The organism is Providencia sp. PROV004 (assembly GCF_011045615.1).
GTDB lineage: Bacteria > Pseudomonadota > Gammaproteobacteria > Enterobacterales > Enterobacteriaceae > Providencia > Providencia rettgeri.
In genome coordinates this window covers 1,710,746-1,732,356 of record NZ_CP042859.1, presented here as the reverse complement: position 1 = coordinate 1,732,356, position 21,611 = coordinate 1,710,746, and the positions used below count along the sequence as shown (strand labels likewise).

General features: G+C 38.1%; 19 protein-coding genes. 12 read left to right on the top strand and 7 right to left on the bottom strand.

Annotation, left to right across the window (positions count from 1 at the left end; all coding sequences use genetic code 11):
- Positions 1-72 precede the first annotated feature (72 nt).
- Positions 73-570, bottom strand: coding sequence for a Fe-S cluster assembly transcriptional regulator IscR (gene iscR, locus FVA69_RS07505; protein ID WP_004264917.1), 498 nt, complete (start codon positions 568-570; stop codon positions 73-75).
- Between the two features lie 119 nt (positions 571-689).
- Positions 690-1,421, bottom strand: coding sequence for a tRNA (cytosine(32)/uridine(32)-2'-O)-methyltransferase TrmJ (gene trmJ / locus FVA69_RS07500; protein WP_004912680.1), 732 nt, complete (start codon positions 1,419-1,421; stop codon positions 690-692).
- Positions 1,422-1,544: 123 nt separating this feature from the next.
- Between trmJ and suhB the strand changes: the two genes are divergently transcribed.
- Positions 1,545-2,348: an inositol-1-monophosphatase gene (gene suhB, locus FVA69_RS07495; protein WP_109911478.1), complete on the top strand. Its 804-nt coding sequence runs from the start codon at positions 1,545-1,547 to the stop codon at positions 2,346-2,348.
- A gap of 83 nt (positions 2,349-2,431) precedes the next feature.
- Here suhB and FVA69_RS07490 read toward each other — a convergent pair whose 3' ends face one another.
- A complete protein-coding gene (locus FVA69_RS07490; RefSeq protein ID WP_110732031.1) occupies positions 2,432-3,448 on the bottom strand; it encodes a zinc-binding alcohol dehydrogenase family protein in 1,017 nt (338 codons plus the stop codon).
- 143 nt (positions 3,449-3,591) lie between these two features.
- Here FVA69_RS07490 and FVA69_RS07485 point away from each other — a divergent pair, with 143 nt between their 5' ends.
- From FVA69_RS07485 to FVA69_RS07440, 10 genes are all read left to right on the top strand, one after another.
- Positions 3,592-4,497: a GntR family transcriptional regulator gene (locus tag FVA69_RS07485; RefSeq protein ID WP_004912686.1), complete on the top strand. Its 906-nt coding sequence runs from the start codon at positions 3,592-3,594 to the stop codon at positions 4,495-4,497.
- A gap of 364 nt (positions 4,498-4,861) precedes the next feature.
- On the top strand, positions 4,862-6,307 hold the full coding sequence (locus FVA69_RS07480; RefSeq protein WP_202983396.1) for a tagaturonate reductase: 1,446 nt from the start codon (positions 4,862-4,864) through the stop codon (positions 6,305-6,307).
- 52 nt (positions 6,308-6,359) lie between these two features.
- Positions 6,360-7,364 (top strand): C4-dicarboxylate TRAP transporter substrate-binding protein, encoded by a 1,005-nt coding sequence (locus tag FVA69_RS07475; RefSeq protein WP_004912689.1) that lies wholly within the window; start codon positions 6,360-6,362, stop codon positions 7,362-7,364.
- A gap of 77 nt (positions 7,365-7,441) precedes the next feature.
- Positions 7,442-7,921 carry a TRAP transporter small permease gene (locus tag FVA69_RS07470; RefSeq protein ID WP_004912692.1) on the top strand — a complete coding sequence of 160 codons (480 nt, stop codon included), beginning with the start codon at positions 7,442-7,444 and terminating at the stop codon, positions 7,919-7,921.
- The gene (locus tag FVA69_RS07465) at positions 7,912-9,189 is read left to right on the top strand and encodes a TRAP transporter large permease (RefSeq protein ID WP_109911474.1); all 1,278 of its coding nucleotides are present in this window, start codon (positions 7,912-7,914) and stop codon (positions 9,187-9,189) included. The genes FVA69_RS07470 and FVA69_RS07465 overlap by 10 nt, the downstream gene beginning before the upstream one ends.
- Positions 9,190-9,602: 413 nt before the next feature.
- The gene (locus FVA69_RS07460; RefSeq protein ID WP_109911473.1) at positions 9,603-10,193 is read left to right on the top strand and encodes a fimbrial protein; all 591 of its coding nucleotides are present in this window, start codon (positions 9,603-9,605) and stop codon (positions 10,191-10,193) included.
- 49 nt (positions 10,194-10,242) lie between these two features.
- On the top strand, positions 10,243-10,932 hold the full coding sequence (locus tag FVA69_RS07455) for a fimbrial biogenesis chaperone (RefSeq protein WP_109911472.1): 690 nt from the start codon (positions 10,243-10,245) through the stop codon (positions 10,930-10,932).
- 14 nt (positions 10,933-10,946) lie between these two features.
- Positions 10,947-13,451 (top strand): fimbria/pilus outer membrane usher protein, encoded by a 2,505-nt coding sequence (locus FVA69_RS07450; protein ID WP_164528621.1) that lies wholly within the window; start codon positions 10,947-10,949, stop codon positions 13,449-13,451.
- Positions 13,452-13,459: 8 nt separating this feature from the next.
- Positions 13,460-14,542, top strand: a complete 1,083-nt coding sequence (locus FVA69_RS07445; protein ID WP_181937049.1) for a fimbrial protein — start codon at positions 13,460-13,462, stop codon at positions 14,540-14,542.
- A 13-nt stretch (positions 14,543-14,555) separates the two neighbouring features.
- Complete coding sequence (locus FVA69_RS07440) at positions 14,556-15,260, top strand: fimbrial biogenesis chaperone (RefSeq protein WP_117162430.1); 705 nt, start codon at positions 14,556-14,558, stop codon at positions 15,258-15,260.
- A 39-nt stretch (positions 15,261-15,299) separates the two neighbouring features.
- On the opposite strand, the gene FVA69_RS07435 is transcribed toward FVA69_RS07440, so the two are convergent.
- Together FVA69_RS07435 and glyA are read right to left on the bottom strand one after the other, a co-directional pair.
- Complete coding sequence (locus FVA69_RS07435; RefSeq protein WP_004912716.1) at positions 15,300-16,451, bottom strand: 3-phenylpropionate MFS transporter; 1,152 nt, start codon at positions 16,449-16,451, stop codon at positions 15,300-15,302.
- Positions 16,452-16,532: 81 nt separating this feature from the next.
- Complete coding sequence (gene glyA, locus FVA69_RS07430) at positions 16,533-17,786, bottom strand: serine hydroxymethyltransferase (RefSeq protein ID WP_004912718.1); 1,254 nt, start codon at positions 17,784-17,786, stop codon at positions 16,533-16,535.
- A gap of 462 nt (positions 17,787-18,248) precedes the next feature.
- On the opposite strand from glyA, the gene hmpA reads away from it, so the two are divergent.
- Positions 18,249-19,448: an NO-inducible flavohemoprotein gene (gene hmpA, locus FVA69_RS07425; protein WP_004912719.1), complete on the top strand. Its 1,200-nt coding sequence runs from the start codon at positions 18,249-18,251 to the stop codon at positions 19,446-19,448.
- A gap of 188 nt (positions 19,449-19,636) precedes the next feature.
- Here the strand turns inward: hmpA and glnB are convergent, their stop codons facing one another.
- Together glnB and FVA69_RS07415 are read right to left on the bottom strand one after the other, a co-directional pair.
- Entirely contained in the window at positions 19,637-19,975 is a 339-nt protein-coding gene (gene glnB, locus FVA69_RS07420; RefSeq protein ID WP_004912721.1) for a nitrogen regulatory protein P-II, read from the bottom strand.
- A gap of 12 nt (positions 19,976-19,987) precedes the next feature.
- Positions 19,988-21,610: an NAD+ synthase gene (locus FVA69_RS07415; RefSeq protein ID WP_004912723.1), complete on the bottom strand. Its 1,623-nt coding sequence runs from the start codon at positions 21,608-21,610 to the stop codon at positions 19,988-19,990.
- Position 21,611 lies beyond the last annotated feature (1 nt).

The window sequence follows — 21,611 nt, the reverse complement described above, 5'->3', positions numbered from 1 at the left end:
TACAAATGGCGGAAATTAGCTCTTCGTCTAATAACTCACCAAAATGTACCGACTGCAATTTTTTTAATATTTTTAAGCACGTACATTGATAATCGATTCAGGTGTAATCCCATTTGGCATGGTCTTACGCTGTTCGTTATCTTGTCTATCAGCAACAACCATGACTTCTTGGTTTTTAACCAGTTCATCAAGGCTAATGCTGCTAAGGAAACTTGTAATTCTATCGCTTAAATCGCGCCATAATGCGTGAGTTAAGCAGCGATCACCATTTTGGCAACCTTCTTTATTACCCTGACAACGGGTGGCGTCAACAGATTCATCTACCGCAGCGATTACTTCAGCAACAAATATTTGGTCTGCGTCTCTACCAAGCAAATAACCGCCACCTGGACCGCGCACACTCGAAACTAACTCGTTTTTACGTAAACGAGAGAAAAGTTGCTCAAGATAAGAGAGGGAAATTCCCTGACGTTCAGAAATGTCAGCTAAAGGCACTGGACCTGACTGAGAGTGTAATGCGACATCTAACATCGCAGTTACTGCGTAACGCCCTTTGGAAGTGAGTCTCATAACATATTACTCCATGGTAAATTATGGTCAGATTGTGACATTCCTGAGTAATTTAGTCAACTATTTACCTGACTAATTTACTCAAGTATTATTCACCTGATTTTACCACGGATTTAACCTCACTTTTTCGCCCATTTTTCCATTGATGTTAAGATACCCCGCAGGATATGTAACTCTTGGGTTTCGATATGCGCTCGAGTGAATAAACGGCGTAATTTATTCATAATTAAGCCAGGGTGCGCTTTACGAATAAAACCTGATTCATTCAACACGCTCTCAAGATGGACATAAAAACGTTCAACATCTTCTGACGGTGGGTATTCTACCTCATCATCAGCGGAAATTACCGTATTTTTTTCATCCATTGAAAGATACGCCATGCGTATTTCATAACTCACCAATTGCACTGCCATCGCTAAATTCAAAGAACCGTATTCTGGGTTTGTGGGGATATATAAATGATATTGGCATTTTTGAAGTTCTTCGTTGGTTAAGCCCACTCGCTCACGGCCAAATACGATAGCAACAGGTGATTCTTTGGATTGCTCAACAGATTTAATGCCGCATTCACGTGGTTCAACCATTGGCCAAGATAAGGTGCGAGAACGTGCACTGGTACCGATCACTAACTTACAGCCTTCTAAAGCTTCATCGAGAGTTTTAACTATTGTCGCATTACCAATAACATCACTTGCCCCGGCAGAAAGCGCAATAGAGTGTGAATCAGGTTCAACGAGAGGATTAACGAGGTACAGATTAGAAAGCCCCATGGTTTTCATGGCACGAGCTGTTGAGCCCATATTACCAGTGTGTGAGGTTTCAACAAGAACAATACGGATGTTATCTAACATGATTTATACGTTTAATGAAAAAATTATTGCAATAGCTTAACACAAAATTGCTTATTGTGACGAACATCTATATACTTCGGCACTCAAGTTTTTCGTTCTTTAACATTCCAGTGGAAAAAGCCCATGCATCCGATGCTTAACATCGCCATACGTGCAGCACGTAAGGCCGGTAATCACATAGCTAAAAACTATGAAATGCCTAGCAATATTAAAGTCACTCAGAAAGGCACTAACGATTTCGTTACTAACGTTGACCAAGAATCTGAGCAACTGATTATTGAAATCATCCGCAAATCATATCCTGACCACACTATTATCACTGAAGAAAGTGGTGAATTAATTGGTAAAGATGATGATATTCAATGGGTAATCGATCCACTGGATGGCACTACCAACTTCACAAAACGTCTCCCCCATTTTTCTGTTTCTATCGCTGTGCGCGTTAAAGGCCGTACAGAAGTTGCTGTTGTTTATGACCCAATGCGTAATGAATTATTTAGCGCAGTACGTGGGCAAGGCGCTCAGCTTAACGGTTATCGTATTCGCATCGACGAAAAACGTGACCTTGATGGCGCTATCGTTGCGACAGGCTTCCCTTTCAAACAAAAACAACATGCACCTGTCTATATGAACATCATGACTGCGATGTTTAACAAATGTGCTGATTTGCGTCGTACCGGCTCCGCAGCATTAGATTTATGCTATGTGGCTTCTAGCCGTGTTGATGCTTTTTTTGAAATTGGTTTAAAACCGTGGGATTTCATGGGCGGTGAGCTGATCATGCGTGAAGCTGGCGGCATCATAACTGACTTTGTTGGCGGTCATAATTATTTAGCCTCAGGTAACTTAGTTGCTGGTAGCCCACGTGTTGTTAGAGACATACTGTCCGTCATGAAAGATGAGTTATCAGAAGCATTAAAGCGCTAACACATCCTTTCTAGAGACGAACTAAAAACAAAACCCACTTTTATTGTGGGTTTTTTTGTTGTTATTTAAAGATAAATTGTTATTTAAAATAAAATAACACCTTTAATTAATTCACGATTATTAATAACATCACTTTCATAAATATCACCAATGGTATTAAAATCAAATTGATGCGTTAGCATCATACCACTAGATAACTTACCTTCTGCCATTAACCTTGCAACTTTATTGAAATCTTCAGGAGTGGCATTTCGGCTTCCCATCATTGTTGTCTCTTTCTTATGAAAATCTGGATCTGGAAACGATAAATTACCTTTAAATAGCCCAACAAATACAATTAAGCCACCATGACGAATTAAATTCACCGCGGTGTTCATTGCGTGTTGATTCCCCGTTGCATCAATAACTTTCTCAGCAAGCATACCTGAAAAATGGTGTTCAATACTTGATAAGTAGTTTTCATCGGCTGGGTCACACGTTTTTAAGCCTAATACTTTTTCAACATGTTGACGACGTGCCTCGCTGGTATCAGCCACTAATACGTTAGCACCATCCGCTTTAGCAATAGCAGCAACACCTAGCCCTATAGGCCCTGCCCCTACAACTAAAACAGTATCTTGAGGTTTAACCTGCGCACGCCTGACGGCATGAGCACTGATTGAAAATGGTTCGATTAAGGCGCCATCAATATCTGTAACTGTATCTTCAATCGCTAATACATTTTTCTCTGGCACATTTAAATATTCACAAAAACCACCATCTTCGTGAACGCCAATAACTGAAATTTTTTCGCAGCAATTTGTTTTTCCTTCCTTACAAGCACCACATTCATAGCAGGCAACATAAGGCATTACAGCAACACGCTGACCGACTTTCCATTGTGTAACGTCAGGTGCAACATCACAAATAGTTCCAGAGATTTCATGTCCTAATACTCGTGGATATTGAAAAAAAGGCTGATTTCCTCCCCAAGCGTGGATATCCGTTCCACATATTCCAACCGCATGTATTTTTATTTTTACATGCCCAACTTGCACTGTAGGTTCAACGACTTGTTGATAGACTAATTTTTTAGGTTCCTGACAAATCAATTGTTTCATATTTTCCTCCGTCAATTAATCTGTCTTTTTTAATTTAAAAAACATAGACTAGATACTTAACAACCGAATTTTGTGATTAAATGTTTTTAAATCGGTTTTAAATCGGTCTTTAAAGAATAAAAATCAGATTAAGGAGTGTTTAAATGGTGAGGAGTAAAAATGTACGCTATGGGTCAATTAATGAATTTTTAGACGCTATACATAAAAATTTATTAACATCCCCCTTTCCCTCACAATCTTCTTTAGCTGAGATGTTTAATATCAGTCGAACCACAGTGAGACATACCCTCGAATATTTATTAGAAAAGAAAATCATTGAAAAACAAGGGAGTGAATATCATGTTATTCGCTATCCCAATAAAACTGATTTCTTTCCTGTTGAATCAAGTCTTCCTGATCAACAAATCGTCTTATTCGAAAAAGCGTTTTATCAAATGATTAAACGCAAAGAATTGATGCCTGGGGATACTTTTACTGAATTACAACTAGCAAAAAAAAGCCATGTAAGTTCTAGTATTGTTCGGGAGTTCTTAGTGGAGTTTTCTCGTTATGGGTTAATTAAAAACACCCACCGGGGGAACTGGCACATGATGAAATTTTCGCGTGAATATGCAGAAAAGCTTTTTGAGTTCAGGGAATTGCTAGAAACCAATGCTCTGACTCATTTTTTAAATTTACCACCAGATGACCACCGTTGGATTTTAGCGAAAGAGCTATTACTCAAACATAGGACACTACGGGAAACCGTTACTATCAATTACCGCGACTTTTCCCAACTAGATTATGAACTACATAGTCTTATTTTATCAGGTGCCAATAACCCGTTTTTTAATCAGTCTCTTGAAATCATCACTGTGATATTTCACTTTCAATATCAATGGGATGAGTCAGATTTAAAAGAAAGAAATGTACTGGCAATTGAAGAACATATGACCATTTTAAGTGCTTTGATTAGCCGTAATGATATTGTGGCGATGAATGAACTTCGACATCATTTAGATACCGCTAAAAGAACTATGATTAACTCCATACAGCAAACTTATGAATAAATAACATTAAGTTACAAGGCCAATGAATGGTCAACGATGACTTATTCTTTGGCTCGATAATATATACATCAAATAAAACCTGAATTTTTTAGTAAAAAAAACAACTTAATTATAAAATTACTATTAATCAAAATTATAAAAAATAAAAATATTACTATTTTTCATGCAATTAAAATACCAACTAACTAAATAGATTGAATTCATTTATAATTCCATCTGTTTTTAACTGATAAAAAACAGATTAAAAACATCAAAAAGCCATTCATTCCACAAAATTGATGCAATTAATAGTCCATAGAAAAAAATACTTCTAGTCTGAATCAACACCGGATGATTAATACACATAATAACTAGAGGAATGGTCATGGATTACTTAAATAGACAGTCAATGGCTAATAAGCAATACCCAGAGAGAATTTTGCAATTCGGAGAAGGTAATTTTCTACGTGCTTTTATCGACTGGATGGTTGACCAACTGAATGAAAAGACAGATTTCAATAGTGGCATTACGCTTGTCAGGCCAATTGACTCATCACATCCCTCAATTAATCAGCAAAATGGACTTTATACTGCCATCACCAGGGGAATTAATGAACAAAAACAAAGCGTTTCGAATATAAGAATTATTAATTCGGTTAACCGTGAAATACTGATTTATTCTGAATATGATAAGTTTCTAAAATGTGCAGAAAATCCCGAATTACAATGGATCTTCTCTAACACGACGGAAGCAGGGATCGTATATAAGCACGACGTACGCTTAGAAGATGCACCAGCAAGTAGTTTCCCTGCGAAACTTACTCAGTTTTTATTTCACCGCTTTCAACATTTTAATGGTGATAATAGCAAAGGGGTGTTCATCATCCCCTGTGAGTTAATTGACTATAATGGCGATAAGTTACAAGAGTTTGTGAATCAACATGCGCAAGACTGGCAACTCCCCGCAGATTTTATTGCTTGGCTAAATAGCAGTAATACGTTTTGTTCTACGTTAGTCGATAGGATCGTTACTGGCTACCCGAAAAATGAAATTGAGAAACTGGAAAAAGAATTAGGTTATAAAGACGATTTTCTCGTCACTGCTGAGTATTTCTATTTATTTGTCATTCAAGGGCCAAAAATACTAGAGCAGAAGCTAAAACTGAATGAATTACCATTAAATATCAAAGTAGTCGATGACATAAAGCCCTACAAAGAGCGTAAAGTTGCAATCTTAAATGGTGCGCACACCGCGATGGTTCCTGTTGCTTACTTGGCAGGGATCAGAACTGTCCGTGATGTCACTAGCAACCCAATCTTTTTAGCTTTCATTAAAGATTTAATTGATAATGAAGTTATTCCTGTTTTATCTCAAAGCCCTTCGGAGCTCGCGGCTTTTGCCTCCGCAGTTATTGACCGCTTTAATAACCCATATATAGAACATGAATTAATTTCAATATCTCTAAACTCGTTAACTAAATTTAAAACTCGCCTATTACCTCAATTAATCTCTTATGTTAAGCAATACAATAAAATTCCTTATTGCATTTCATTTTCACTTGCTGCACTTATTGTTTTCTATCGAGGAAAACAGGCTGAACAACTCATTCCTTTAAATGATGATGATTATTTACTTGAACGCTTTAAAGCTTGGCATGAACTCTATGACTCAAATGTAAAACAACTTACTGAAAATGTGCTAGCAATGTCTGATTTATGGGGATTAAACCTCAACGAAATACCACAATTACAAGATGATGTGAGCCAAAAAATTACTGAAATTCTGAGTAGCGGTACAGAATCAATGCTACGCAGAAAATACATTGGTTAGAAAAAGAAAATAAATACTTAAAACAATAAATCCCCCTACAGGAGATACCTTTATGAAACTGAGCACATTAAACGGAAAAAAACTTCTTAGCTTAACACTCAGCACAATGCTATTAATGGGCAGCATGACAAATGCCGCATTTGCAGATGCTAAATATAAGTTAAAAGTCGCTTATGAAAATAACCCTGGAGAGCCTTTTGATTTAGCTATTCACGAATGGGCAAAAAAATTCAATGAAAAAACTAATGGTGAAGGTGAATTAATTCCTTATCCAAGCTCACAATTAGGCTCCAAAAAAGATGTCATCGAACAAATGAAGTTAGGTAGCCCACTAATTACCTTAGCAGATGGTGCCTTCTTTTCTGATTATGTACCTGATTACGGCATTATGTTTGGGCCGTATTTAGGACTATCTTATAAAGATATTTTTAAATTAAATGCCTCACCTTGGTATGGTTCCTTAGAACAACAGTTAGATAAAAAAGGCCTTCACGTGGTTTCTAAAGATTGGTTATATGGTTCACGCCATATCTTAGCCAATAAAATGATCCAAACTCCAGATGACCTAAAAGGTTTAAAAATTCGCGTCCCCAATAATAAAATTCAAATTAAAGGTTTAGAGGCAATGGGTGCCACACCAACACCATTACCTTTAGCAGAAGTTTATACTGCACTTAATCTTAAAATTATTGATGGCGCAGAAAACCCAATTCCTGTGCTATATGGGCAAAAACACCATGAAGCGGCCAAATTCTTGATTTTAACGGGTCATGTAGAGAACGTAACCAACCTAGTCATGGGCAGCAAAACCTACGCTAAATTACCTGAAAATATTCAGCAGGCTTTAGTTGAATCAGGAAATGAAGCTGGGCAATTCCTAACAGATTTAGTCTTACAACAAGAAAAAGAAATCATTGAGAAAATGAAAAATGAAGGTGTTACTGTTGTTGAAGTAGACAGAGCGCTCTTCAAAGAAAAATCTAAGCCTTTCTATAATGAATTCCCTGAATGGTCTGCGAATTTATATCAACAAACTCAAGATATTATTAATAAGTAACCCTATTACTTGGCGGTTAATACCGCCAATATTTTTACAATACAAATGGTTAACTATTATTCTCGCAAGGATCTTTTATGTTTAAATTTCTGGGGAAATTAAGTGATATAGTGGCTTCTCTTGCTGTTGCCGCTATTGTCATTATTACCATTCTTGCTGTATTCATGCGTTGGCTTCTTAATGACCCTTTAATGTGGAGTGAGGAAGTTTTAATCATTTGCTACATTTGGTTGGTGATGATTGGCGCAGCATCTGCGGCAGGCAAAAGAATGCATGTCAGTATTGATGCAATTACCTCTTTATTTCCTGAAAAAGTACAATTAGCTATTGCGGTCGTTACTCATATTATGGCCATTATTGCTTTATCAATTTTTGGTTATCTTGGATATGAACTCTCTATTATTGCAGAAGACAAAATAACACCAATTATTGGTGTCTCTTATTATTATATCGACCTTTCTGTACCCATTGGCGCATCCATCATGGTGTTATTTTCTATCCAACATTTACTGGAAGACATGAGTAAATTACTAAAAGGAGATAAACCATGTCAGTAATTATCGCCTGTATCGTATTAATATTCTGCTTTTTAATTAATGTTCCCATTTTTTTAAGTGTACTGATTGCATTACTCACCTACTTTTTCTCTGCGGGTGACATTTCTCCCCTCATTGCGGTACAACGCATTATTGGGGCTGGGGAAAATGTGACGTTACTTGCTATCCCTTTCTTCATTTTGTTAGGTAACCTTTTGAATTACACTGGTATTACTAGACGAATGTTGAAATTTACTGGTACTCTGTCTGGCCACTATCCAGGAGGACTTGCCCAATCTAACGTATTATTAAGTACAATGATGGGCGGACTTTCTGCATCTAACCTCGCTGACTGTGCAATGCTATCTAAAATGTTAGTGCCAGAAATGACAAAATTAGGTTATGGAAAAAGCTTCTCTGCCGCTGTCACTGCCGCAGGCTCATTAATAACACCTATAATTCCACCGGGTATTGCATTAATCATCTATGGATTTGTCGCTGACGTCTCTATTGGTAAGATGTTTATGGCTGCAATCATTCCTGGATTAATGTGCTGCGTTGCTTTAATGGTTGCAATTTATCTGATTGCAAAAAAACGTGGATATAAGCCTGCTAGAGATAAAGCACCTACATTTGCTGAAGTTTACCAAACAGGTAAAGGAGCGATGTCTGCTTTCCTATTAGTTCTCGTTATTATTGGTGGAATTCGCTTTGGTATTTTTACACCAACAGAAGCTGGTGCTATTGCTGTACTTTACGTTATTGTAATTGGTACCTTCTTTTATCGTGAAATGAAGTTAAAAGACATTGCTGCCTCATTTTTAGAAACAGCCCGTTCAACAGCAAGTATCATGCTCATTATTATGACTTGTTCCGCATTAGCATGGGTATTGACGAACGAGCAAGTGGCGCAAGATGTTGCCAGAATGATGACCAATTTTTCTGATAACCCGTATGTCTTCTTAATGATTGTCAATGCGGTGTTGTTAATCCTAGGTATGTTTATTGAAGGAAATGCCGCAATTATTGTCCTTGTTCCATTATTAATGCCTACAGTAAAGCTATTAGGGATTGATCCTATCCATTTTGGCATTGTCATGATCCTTAATTTGGCCATCGGCTGCTTAACACCGCCAATGGGAACCGTCATGTTTGTAGCCACATCGATTACTGGTGTCCGTATTTCTGATTTTATTCGTGAAGTTATGCCCTTGTTCTTTGCATTAATTATCGTTTTACTCTTAGTCACCTTTATGCCTGTATTTACTACTTTCCTACCAAGCTTATAAGATATCTTTCAATGGCAAATCATTTTCTATGATTTGCCATTTTATTATCAATTTATTTTTTATAAATTAAATTTTATTTAATTCCATGGGTTAATATTACTTCTATTTATGATTAAGTTAATTGACCTTTGCCATTGTCATAATAACACTTACAACGAGAAGTATTCCAATAGACAAACCACTAACCACCAATAAACACACTTATTACGCGTTATTTTGAAACAATCAAAAAAATAATATTACATTAAATTCATATATATAAAAAACACACCAATCTCATTATTTGTTTTTTTAATTTTGAATTTGAAAAAAATGCACTTTATATCTAGCATAAAACAATACAGCTAATTTACATTCAGCTGTTAATCAAAGTTATATAACTTTATTTTATTTTTGACCTTATGGGGTTAATTATGTCTAGATATATACTACCTCTGTCTTTACTTTCTTTATCTTTTATATCAGGTTCAGCACTTGCAATAACGAATAGTGCTGGGGGAATTATTTCAATTTCTGGAGCAATAAGCGATACAACTTGTACCATTAATGGCGGAAATAGTGCCGATATGACTGTTGTTCTTGATCCAATAACCGTAACAGATGCAGGGACAACTGCCGCCACGGTTATTTCTAAAAATCAAAAACAATTTTCTTTAACTTTCTCTGATTGCGCACCCGCAAGCGTCCCTGTAAGTAATCTGAAATTACACTTCTATTCGTCAAGTAATATTTCTCCTTCCGGTTTGTATTTAGTGAATACTTCCGTGAATGAAAATGATGCTTCCGTTGCCAAAAACGTCGGATTTAGTTTATCTAAAACCAGTACTCCAACCACCGCAATTCCACTCAATGTGGCTTTTGATACTAACCTTACAGGAGCTGATACTGGTGGTGCGACAGGAGCTACCCTCAATTTAATTGCCAGTTATTATAAAACTAATGCAACTGCCGCCAAAGTCGGTCTTTTGCAATCAAACGTAATATATACAGTTTCCTATTTATAATTATGACTTAGCCAGGCTTTTATTAGCCTGGCTTTAAATGGATGCTATTATGAAAATTCTAGTTTTATTACTCACTATTTTATTTTCGAGCGCAACACTTTCTAATGTTATTATTACTGGCACTCGAATTATATATCCTGCTGACGCTGATAGTATTGCTGTACAATTAACCAATAACAGTAAAACATCGTCTCTTGTTCAGTCATGGATTGATAACGGTGATGAAAATTCCACGCCTGAGAATTCTGAAGCGCCTTTTTATTTATCCCCTCCTATTGTTAAAATTGAAGGTTTACAAGGTCAGCAACTAAAAATTAAAAAAATACCCGGAAAACTTCCTGAAAATGTTGAAAGCGTATTTTTCTTAAATGTTTTAGATATTCCTAAAACGCCAGAGTCTGCTAAAGGCAAAAATGCAATTCAGCTAGCCACACGTTCACGAATTAAAATTTTTTATCGTCCTATTGGGCTAACTGAATCTCCCGATGAGGTTATTAATAATGCAAGCTATCAGATTAAAAATAATAAAATATTAGTTAAAAATAATTCACAATACCATTTAACTATTGCAGCTATCGCACCATCTGACGATAAAAATAACTCATTAACTGATTCTGCGATGATTGCCCCTATGTCTGAAAAAGAATTACCTATTAAAGGAATAATGAAAAACCACGATCTTATTTTAATGTATGTGGATGACTATGGTGTTTTCAAATCTAAAAATATTAAACTTTAATAGAAGAAATCATCGTGAAAAAAGAAAATTATCTCTATCTCCTAATCTTAATAGGACTACAAAGTTATCAAAAGAACTCAATAGCGGACGAGTTTGAGACTTCCCTATTGGTAGGTAAATCTGCACAAGGAGATATTTCACGATTCTATACTGATAATAACATTCCATCAGGTAAACAATTAGCCGACCTTTATGTCAATAATAATTGGAAAGGTCAGTTTGAAATTGATATCAATAATGATGGTAAAGTGATCAGCCTTGCTGCTGATGATGTGCAAAAATTAAATCTGAATTTGTCTTCTGAGGTAATTGAACAAACCAAACAACAGCCATTTATTCCTATAGATGATTTAGTACCCAATATAAAGTATAAATTTAATATCAACGACCTGCGGCTCGATATTATCGTCCCTCAAGTCGCTCTGAAACAAATCGAAGCTAACTATGTTGACCCCAGCCTCTGGAATTATGGCGAGCCTGCAATTATTTTTTCTTATAATACAAATTATTATAGTTACAAAGAGAAAAAAAACTCAAAAACCAGCAGTGACAATTTTTATGCGACCTTAAATTCAGGCATTAATTTGGGCGCCTGGCAATTTAGAGATGAGTCCAGCTATCGACATAGCTCTCATGGTAGCCAAAAATGGAAAAACAATACCCGTTATATTTATCGCCCCCTTAGTGCAATCAAATCCGGGTTGAAATTAGGTGATTTTTATACACCTGCAGCCCTATTTAATAGTATTCGAGTTCGAGGCATTGCATTGGCAACAGAAGCCAGTATGTTGCCAAATTCAAGTCAAAATTTTGTCCCCATTATACGCGGTGTCGCTCAAACAAATGCATTAGTCAGCGTATACCAAAATAACAATCTGGTTTATCAAGAAAACGTTCCCCCTGGTGAGTTCGCATTTAATGACCTTCAGCCTAGTGCTGGTGGTGGTGACTTATTCGTCGTTGTCCAAGAAGCTGATGGAAGGCAAGAAACCTTTACTGTACCCTATTCTGCTGTACCTGATATGCTCAAACAAGGCGTTTACAATTACAGCCTCATTGCTGGGCAAACAAAAATCGACAATACCAATTATCAACCCAAATTTACTCAAGGTGAGTTTCACTATGGTTTAAATAATTTAGTGACACTTTATGCAGGAATGTTATTTAGCGAAAAATACTATTCCGGCGTTATTGGGAGTGGTTGGAATTTTAGTTTTGGGGCCATTTCAGCTGATATTACGCAAGCAAATACTAAATTAGATTCAGGCGATCATAGTGGTCAAAGCTATCGCTTGACTTATAACAAATATATTAACGCAACGTCGACCAATTTAACCTTGGCGTCATATCGTTATTCGACTAGTGGCTACTATAGTTTTATTGATGCCATTTATTCCCAAGACAATTATCGCGCTTGGAAAGTTTATCAAGACCAGCTATCAGAAAAACTCGGCAATAATATTCCACCTGAACTTTCACTCACTAATTATGACGCCTTACGCGGTTCACGTGCTAAAAACACATTTACATTGAATTTAAACCAACAATTAGCAGATGGTTATGGTTCGGTATTCATCTCGGGGACACATCGTGATTATTGGAATACAAACGGTAATAGCCGTGAATATCAAGCTGGTTATGCCAATAACTATAACGATATTTCCTATAGTGTGTCTGTTTCACGTGTTCGTAATTACGACAGCGAAGAAGAAACACGTATTTATGCCAACTTTAGTGTTCCTTTTTCTTTATTTGAAAAACGCGCCAATATTAGCATGGGAAGTTATTTCACTGACTCTCGTTACCAACAAACTACGCTAAGTGTCAGTGGTATTGCAGGTAAAAATGACCAAGTCAATTATACGTTAACTGCAACGAACCAAAACGGTGGGAATAACTTAGTTGGTGGCAACGTCAGCTATCAGCTTCCCTCTAGCACGCTTTCAGGATCTTACACAGAGGCCAATAATTACCGCCAAACTGGTTTAGGCGCCAAAGGAACTCTGGTTGCTATCCCTGGGCATATTGTTTTTTCAGGCGAAGCAGGACAAACCTATACCATCATTGATGCTCCAATGGCCAGTAACATGATGGTCAACGCCGATAAAACTACCTTAACCAACCAACAAGGTGTCGTTTTAGTTGCTAATTCCACACCGTATAGAACCAATACCTATACCTTGACGGATACAGAAAAAACCGCAGGTGCAGAGGTGCTCGGTAATATGGCCAATGTGAGTCCATATCAAGGAGCGGTGAATTACATCAAACTCGAAACCGATACACGACAAACTTATCTCATCCGAGGCGTGCTTGCTAATGGCGATAGCTTACCTTTTGGTACAGAAATCACAGATGCTAAACAGCAAAGTGTTGGTTATGTCGGTCAATCTGGCGTGATGTATATCAAAAGTGAGCAATTACCGATGGCATTGCACATAAAGCTTAAAGGGAAAAAGACATGTGTTATTGAGCCACTACTCAATACAATGGATAAGAATAAAAACCTCTGTCGATAAAGGAAAACATGATGAAAAAAATCACTTTAGCACTGATGCTTTCCAGTATATTGGCTTATAGCCAGTATTCCTCAGCACATTGTAGACAAACATCTACAGTGACGGCTCCCGCTCTTGCTTTTGATTTATCGACAGAACTTACCAGTACATCGACTCAAGTTAGTAAAAATAGCAGAACCATCTACCCTGGAACTTTTACCTGTACTGCAAGAGGATTGCTTTTTCCTAACTCTATCGGTATTGCATCCCCCTTCCAAGGCAGAACAGCCACTATTGGTTTTAATGGTGGAAAGCAGTTTGTCTCAATTACAGTCACTGCATTAGAAAAAGATAGAGTTGTCGGCCTTACGGAAGGTATACATCAAGGTAGTGAGCTCGATACAAATTTTACCGTTCAATTTAATTTGCTCACAGCCAAACCCGGAACCAACTATGTCGAAGTATCAGGAAGTACCGCCACAGTTACCCCTATTGTACTCGCCTCTGATGCATCCAGCTTGGGAATTCTACAGTGGTTATTAGATATTGTAGTCAAATTAGTCACTTTTCTGTTAACGCTACAATGGCCAACCAGTGCCGATGACATCTACTTACAACCAATGACCTTAACTTATAATCCCATTCTCACTACCTGTAATTTTGTTAACCAAGGTTTAGTCGTTGCGCTACCCCCAGTAAGTATCAATGCGGTGAAAACTGTAACCAGAGCAGGCTACACGCCATTCACGCTTAACTTTACCTGCCAAGACTTTTTAGCAGGCGGTAATGCTTCTCGTGATGTATCTATTTTTTTATCCAGTAGTAATTTACTCTCAAATGATAAAACAACCTTGAATAATACCATTAGCCAAGGTGCTAAAGGCGTTGGTTTCCGATTAGTTAGCGCAAGCAATCTCAATACACCGTTAGTACTTTCGGATAGCGTAGCAGCTAAAAATGGCGCGACAAATATTTTTACTGTCCTTAAAGGAAATCCGATTTCCCCTTCTTTTTCAGTAAACTTAGGTGCTTATTACCATGCATACAACCCAAGTAGTGTCACTCAAGGACAAGTCTCAAGTACTGCAACCGTGGTGATGTCATACAATTAGAAAGGAAAATATTATGGACGGAATAATTAAAATCACAGGGTTTGCTACGTTACTATTTTTTAGCGTCCAAGCATGTGCGAGCCTTGTTTTACAAGGAACACGAATTATTTTTCCTAGCGATAAAAAGGCCGTCGGGATTCAACTGACTAATTACAGTGAACAAGCCACATTGACTCAAAGTTGGGTGGATGAAGGTAACCTCGATTCAACACCAGAAACGACGAACGCGCCATTTATTGTGACCCCCCCCGTTACTAAAATCGCGGCAAATGACGGAGCTCAATTACAAATACGCTTTATTGGCGACAAACTCCCTACGAATAAAGAGTCTGTATTTTATTTAAATGTATTAGACATTGCGCCAAAGCCAAAACAAATAAATAGTGCAAATATGCTGCAGTTCGCCATTCAAACACGGATTAAAGTTTTTTATCGACCAATTGCGCTTATAAATAAACCAGATGATTTAATCAATAACATTAAATTCCATTTAGCTAAAGATGGCATTATCGTCAACAACCCAACCCCTTATTTTTTAAGTATTGCCAATATCTATCTAGCTAATAATGAAAGCCGTTCTATTACAAAAAGTTCGATGGTTGCGCCATTTTCATCACAAATCTTCCCTTCAACCGCCGTCATTAATCACGGAGAAAATATAACAATGATTTATATTGACGATACAGGGAAACAAATTCAGTACCAAACCAAGCTATAAAAATAGGTTTAGCCCCTTTTATAGCTTGGTTGATATATACTAGGATTGAGCTACAACTTTAGGGCGGATAAACACGGCAGGAATAGCAAGAAGCGCCATTAAATAGAAAACTACACCATGATGAGCAGGCACTCGCTCATAAATATACCCCACAATAATAGTCAGGACGGCTAACCCACCACCGGTTGCGAGGGCAGAGTAAACACCTTGTAATGGGATAATTTCATTTTCTTTTCTTGCGCTGATAAAGCGCATTGCCGCTAGATGACAAATCGTAAAAGTCCCACTGTGAAGAATTTGCACTACAATTAACACAGGTAATGCAGTAAACGCCCCCATCAGCCCCCAGCGGATAATTCCACAAAATGCGGATAACAGCAGTAAATTACGCGCACTCCAACGCCGGAACAAACGGTGACTTAACATAAATACAATGACTTCAGCAACCACCCCCAGCGACCATAAATTACCGATCACTAAATCTGAATAACCCGCCTCTTTCCAAAATAGGGAAGCAAAACCATAATAAGCTGCATGGGCCCCTTGTAATAAGGTCACACAAATTAAAAACCTAACGACGTTTTTATCAGCAATCAACTGTTTAAAAGTGACTTTATTGCCACCTTCAATTTTCGCCGCTCCCATTGGCATAATTGCCGGTTTCATCATTGCGCCTAGTAATAATGCTAAACAGCTTACTATCAACGCTACCATGATGGCTTTATTACCCCAAACACCTGCTAAATACCCCATCAATGAGGAGCCAATAATAAAAGCTATCGACCCCCAGACGCGAATTTTGCCATAGTCAAAGGTAAATTGTTTTTGCCATGTTCCTGCCAGTGAATCTCCTAACGGAACCATTGGCGCAAAAAATAAGTTAAAGCCTATCATTACAAATAGCAGCCATGCCCAATGAGAACCCAAAGCAAAACCAACAGAGAAAATGAGTGAAAGCCCTGCAAGTAAACGTAGTGCCGTAATCAGTTTCGAGGGCTCTTTAACTAAAGGAGTAATGAACATCGCGCCAAGGAAACGGGCTGCTAACCCTACCCCTAACAAAACACCAATCATTTCTGCATCAATTCCCTCACCTTGTAGCCAAACTGACCAAAATGGTAAGAAAATACTGTAGGCAAAAAAGTAGGTAAAATAATCAATGGCTAGCCAACGCGTTGATGGAATGACCATCATCCCTCCGTTTTTTCAATGCAAAAAACCCGCTCATACATACATGTAGAAGCGGGTTTTAATCACGAATTGTCGTTTAAATTATGCGTAAACTGGGTATTTCTTGCAAATTGCTAATACTTTTTGTTTTACGCTCTCAATGGTCGCTTCGTCATTGAGGTTGTCTAGGATATCACACATCCAGCCCGCTAGCTCACTCGCTTCTGCTTCTTTAAAGCCGCGGCGTGTAATTGCAGGAGAACCGATACGTACACCAGACGTTACGAATGGGCTCTTAGGATCGTTAGGTACACTGTTTTTGTTAACTGTGATATTCGCACGGCCCAGTGCAGCATCTGCATCTTTACCTGTGATATCTTTGTCTACTAAATCCACTAAGAACAAATGGTTTTCCGTTCCACCAGATACGACTTTATAGCCACGTTTTTGGAAAACGTCGACCATTGCTTTGGCATTTTTAGCCACTTGTTGTTGGTAAACTTTGAATTCTGGTTCCATCGCTTCTTTCAATGCAACCGCTTTACCTGCAATCACATGCATTAAAGGGCCACCTTGAGAACCTGGGAATACGGCTGAGTTGATTTTTTTGTATAACTCTTCGTCACCACCTTTAGCTAAAATTAATCCACCACGTGGACCTGCTAAAGTTTTATGTGTTGTTGTCGTCACAACATGTGCGTGAGGCACTGGGTTTGGATAAACACCAGCAGCAATCAAACCTGCTACGTGAGCCATATCCACAAACAGATAAGCACCAATGCCATCTGCGATTTCACGCATTTTTGCCCAATCAACCACACCTGAATACGCAGAAAAACCACCGATAATCATTTTTGGTTTATGTTTTTCAGCTTGCGCTTTGATATCATCGTAGTCAATTTTACCGCTTTCATCGATGCCATAAGGCACGATGTTGTACAGTTTACCTGAGAAGTTAACTGGTGAACCGTGAGTTAAGTGACCACCATGTGCCAGATTCATCCCCAGAACAGTATCACCTGGCTGTAATAACGCCATGTAAACAGCAGCGTTAGCTTGTGAACCTGAGTGTGGTTGCACGTTCGCATAGTCAGCACCAAATAGTTCTTTCGCACGGTCAATCGCTAATTGTTCTACCACATCAACATACTCACAACCGCCATAGTAGCGTTTGCCTGGGTAGCCTTCTGCATATTTATTGGTTAGCTGAGAACCTTGAGCCTGCATGACTCGTGGACTGGTATAGTTTTCAGAAGCAATTAATTCAATGTGTTCTTCTTGACGTTGTACTTCTTGCTCCATTGCTTCCCATAATTTTGGATCGTAGTCAGCAATATTCATTTCACGCTTTAACATTCGCTTCTCCTGCCTCAGCAATTCAATAGGTTGAAAATCGATTCATCGCAATGACACACAGTGTAAACTCTTTTTCTCTCTTGAGATAGCCCTAAAGAAAAAATATACGCAAACGATTGCATTAATTTTTTTCACTTCATTTGCTTCTGAAGGCTCCACTATAAAATAGCTTAAATTTTAATTTTTAACGTAGAAACATCCAGATTTGCTAGCCCCTTCTCATTGTGTGCTTAATTCCGACATATTTTCCCAGTTTGAGTCTTTACATAAAACCTTAAATATTATAAGTTGTATTTAAAATACATGTTTATAAATAAACTTTATGTCTCTCAAAAAAGAGTGATTTATTGGGATGAAATATACTTATCCCAATGATGTAAAAGGATATGTTTGTACAAAACTAAAAACTGACGCCTTACGATCACTACGATGAGAACATGAAAATAATTCAGGAGCACCTGTATGCTAGATAGCCAAACCATCGCCATTGTTAAATCCACCATTCCTGCCATTGCTGAAACAGGGCCAAAATTAACCGCACATTTTTATGATCGGATGTTTAAACAACACCCTGAACTAAAAGATATTTTTAACATGACTCACCAAATGAATGGCGACCAACGTGAAGCTCTATTCAACGCTATTTGTGCTTATGCGGTAAATATTGAAACCCCTGAAGCACTGATTTCAGCGGTTGAAAAAATTGCCCAAAAACACGTTAGTTTAAATATCAAACCTGAGCATTACCCTATTGTTGGGGAAAATTTACTGGCGGCTATCGATGAACTACTTAGCCCAGGCCAAGAAGTACTTGATGCTTGGGGAAGAGCTTACGGGGTCTTAGCTGATATCTTTATTGGTCGTGAAGCAGTAATTTACCAAGAGAATGCAGATAAAATTGGGGGCTGGGAAGGTTTACGTGAATTTAAATTGAAACAAAAACAGCCCCAAAGTGATGTGATCACCAGTTTTGAATTCGTACCTGTCGATGGGAAACCTGTCGCGGATTACCGCCCAGGCCAATATATCACTATTTATGTCAACAACCAGGGATTTGAAAACCAAGAAATCCGCCAATACTCACTGACGACTGCGCCTAATGGCCGTAGCTACCGTATTGCAGTAAAACGTGAAGAACAAGGCTCAGTTTCTAATTTCTTACATCAACAATTAAATGAAGGTGACCATGTACTACTCGCCCCACCCTGTGGTGATTTCTTCATTGATGTTGATGGCCAGACACCTGTTACCTTGATCTCTGCAGGCGTTGGTTTAACCCCAATGCTGAGTATGTTAAATCATCTAACAGAACAAGGTCACAATGCTCAAGTTAATTGGTTCCATGCCGCTGAAAATGGTGCTGTTCATGCCTTTAGGCACGAAATTCAACAACTATTAGCAAAACAACAAACCAGCCAATCTGCGATTTGGTTTAATCAACCAAGAGAGGAAGATCGTCTCGGGTTTGATTACCAATATGAAGGTTTAATGAATTTAGAATTGGTACGTGAATGGATTGAGCAACCGAACATGCAATTCTATTTCTGTGGCCCTGTTGGTTTTATGCAGCACGTAGGCAAACAGCTAATTGCAATGGGTGTCGATGCCGATGCTATTCACTATGAATGTTTTGGACCACATAAAGTATTACCCCTCAATTAATGGATAAAAAATGCTCTTCTGTTTAGAAGAGCATTCTCTGAAACATATTAACTGAAGAAAATGGTTTAAATGGTTAAGTGTTTGCCATTTTTCTAAATTTAGCGGTAACGGACTCGCATAATAAATACGCAATTCTAATCCCATTCCTGTGTATTTTCCGTTACCGCTTTTTCACATAACGTAATTTATTAAATCGCTTCTTCATCTTGCTCACCAGTCCGAATACGGATCACTCGAGCTACATCATAAACAAAGATCTTCCCATCGCCAATTTTGCCCGTTTGGGCCGTTTGCATAATGGTTTCGACACAGTTTTCAACAATGTCATCAGGGACAACAATTTCAATTTTAACCTTAGGTAAAAAATCAACCATATACTCTGCACCACGGTAAAGCTCAGTATGCCCTTTTTGACGTCCAAAGCCTTTCACTTCAGTTACCGTCATTCCGGTAATACCCACTTCAGCCAATGCTTCACGAACATCATCAAGTTTGAATGGCTTTATAATTGCATCAATTTTTTTCATAAATAATTCCTGTTATGACCAGTTTTTACGGCCAAAACCTGAGGTGATCGGATAGCGGCGATCTTTACCGAAATTACGCATCGTAATACGTGGCCCAACAGGAGCCTGACGGCGTTTATATTCATTAATATCAACAAGACGTACAACTTTTCGTACCACGTCTTTATCAAAACCAAGTTTGATTAAATCATTAACTGACAAGTCTTTTTCCACGTAGCCTTCCAATAATGCATCTAACACATCATAAGGCGGCAAGCTGTCTTGATCTAATTGCCCTGGAGCAAGTTCTGCTGACGGTGGCCTATCAATCACACGTTGAGGAATTGCTGGAGATAATGTATTACGATATTTAGCTAACTCAAAAACAAGGGTTTTAGGCACATCTTTTAACACATCAAAACCACCTGCCATATCGCCATATAATGTTGAATAACCAACAGCAGATTCACTTTTATTACTGGTAGTCAACACTAAGCGACGACGTTTATTTGACATTGCCATTAAAATAACCGCTCGGCAACGTGCTTGTAAGTTTTCCTCAGTGGTATCAACCGCGGTTCCTTCAAACATCGGCGTTAACTGAGCCATAAAGGCATCAAACATCGGTTCGATGGATACGATATCGAATTCAACCCCAAGCAAATCAGCTTGCTCTTTAGCGTCGTGAATACTCATTTCAGAAGTATAGCGGAATGGCATCATGACAGCTTGCACATGCTCTTTCCCTATAGCATCAACCGCAATAGCCACCGTTAGCCCTGAGTCAATACCGCCTGATAGCCCTAAAATTGCACCATTAAAACCATTTTTATTGATGTAGTCACGAGTTGACATAACTAAAGCTTGGTATACCTGAGCAACTGGGTCATTCTCAATAAATACGCTACCTTCGCTCACCAATGCAAGTTCATCAAATTGAACTGTGATAACTTGCTCTTTAAATTCTGCCAATTTAAAGATTTGTTTACCTTTATTTGCAATGACTTTTGAGCCACCATCAAACACCAATTCATCTTGCCCACCCACTTGGTTGAGATACACAATTGGCATATGAGTGCGTTTGCAATGTTCGACTAATAAGTCGGTTCGAATATGTTCTTTATGAATATCATAAGGAGATGCATTGATGGTTAATAATATTTCAGCACCCGCCCCTTTGACTGCATCTACTGGCTCGTCATACCAAATATCTTCACAAATTAATAAACCGAGCTGATAACCTTTAAATTCAACAACACAGGATTTTTCATCTGCAGTGAAATAACGGGGTTCATCAAACACACCATAATTTGGCAACTCTTGTTTAAAATAGCGAGCGTGCAATTTGCCTTGATAGAAAAAGGACAGCGCATTATAGATATCATCCCCTTCATACCATGGGTGACCAACAATAATCGCCGTTTCTTGGCTGGCTTTTTGCAAACGGTCGAGTTGTACTAAACAGCGGTCCTCGAAATCAGCTCGGAAAATTAAATCTTCTGGTGGATACCCTGTCAAAGACAGCTCTGAAAACATGACAATATCTGTGTTTGGTGCTTGTTCACTCACAACTTGCAGCATGCGATCGCAGTTGCCTTCGATGTCACCGACTAACCAATTAAGTTGTGCTAGTGAAATATTAAGCTTACGGCTCATA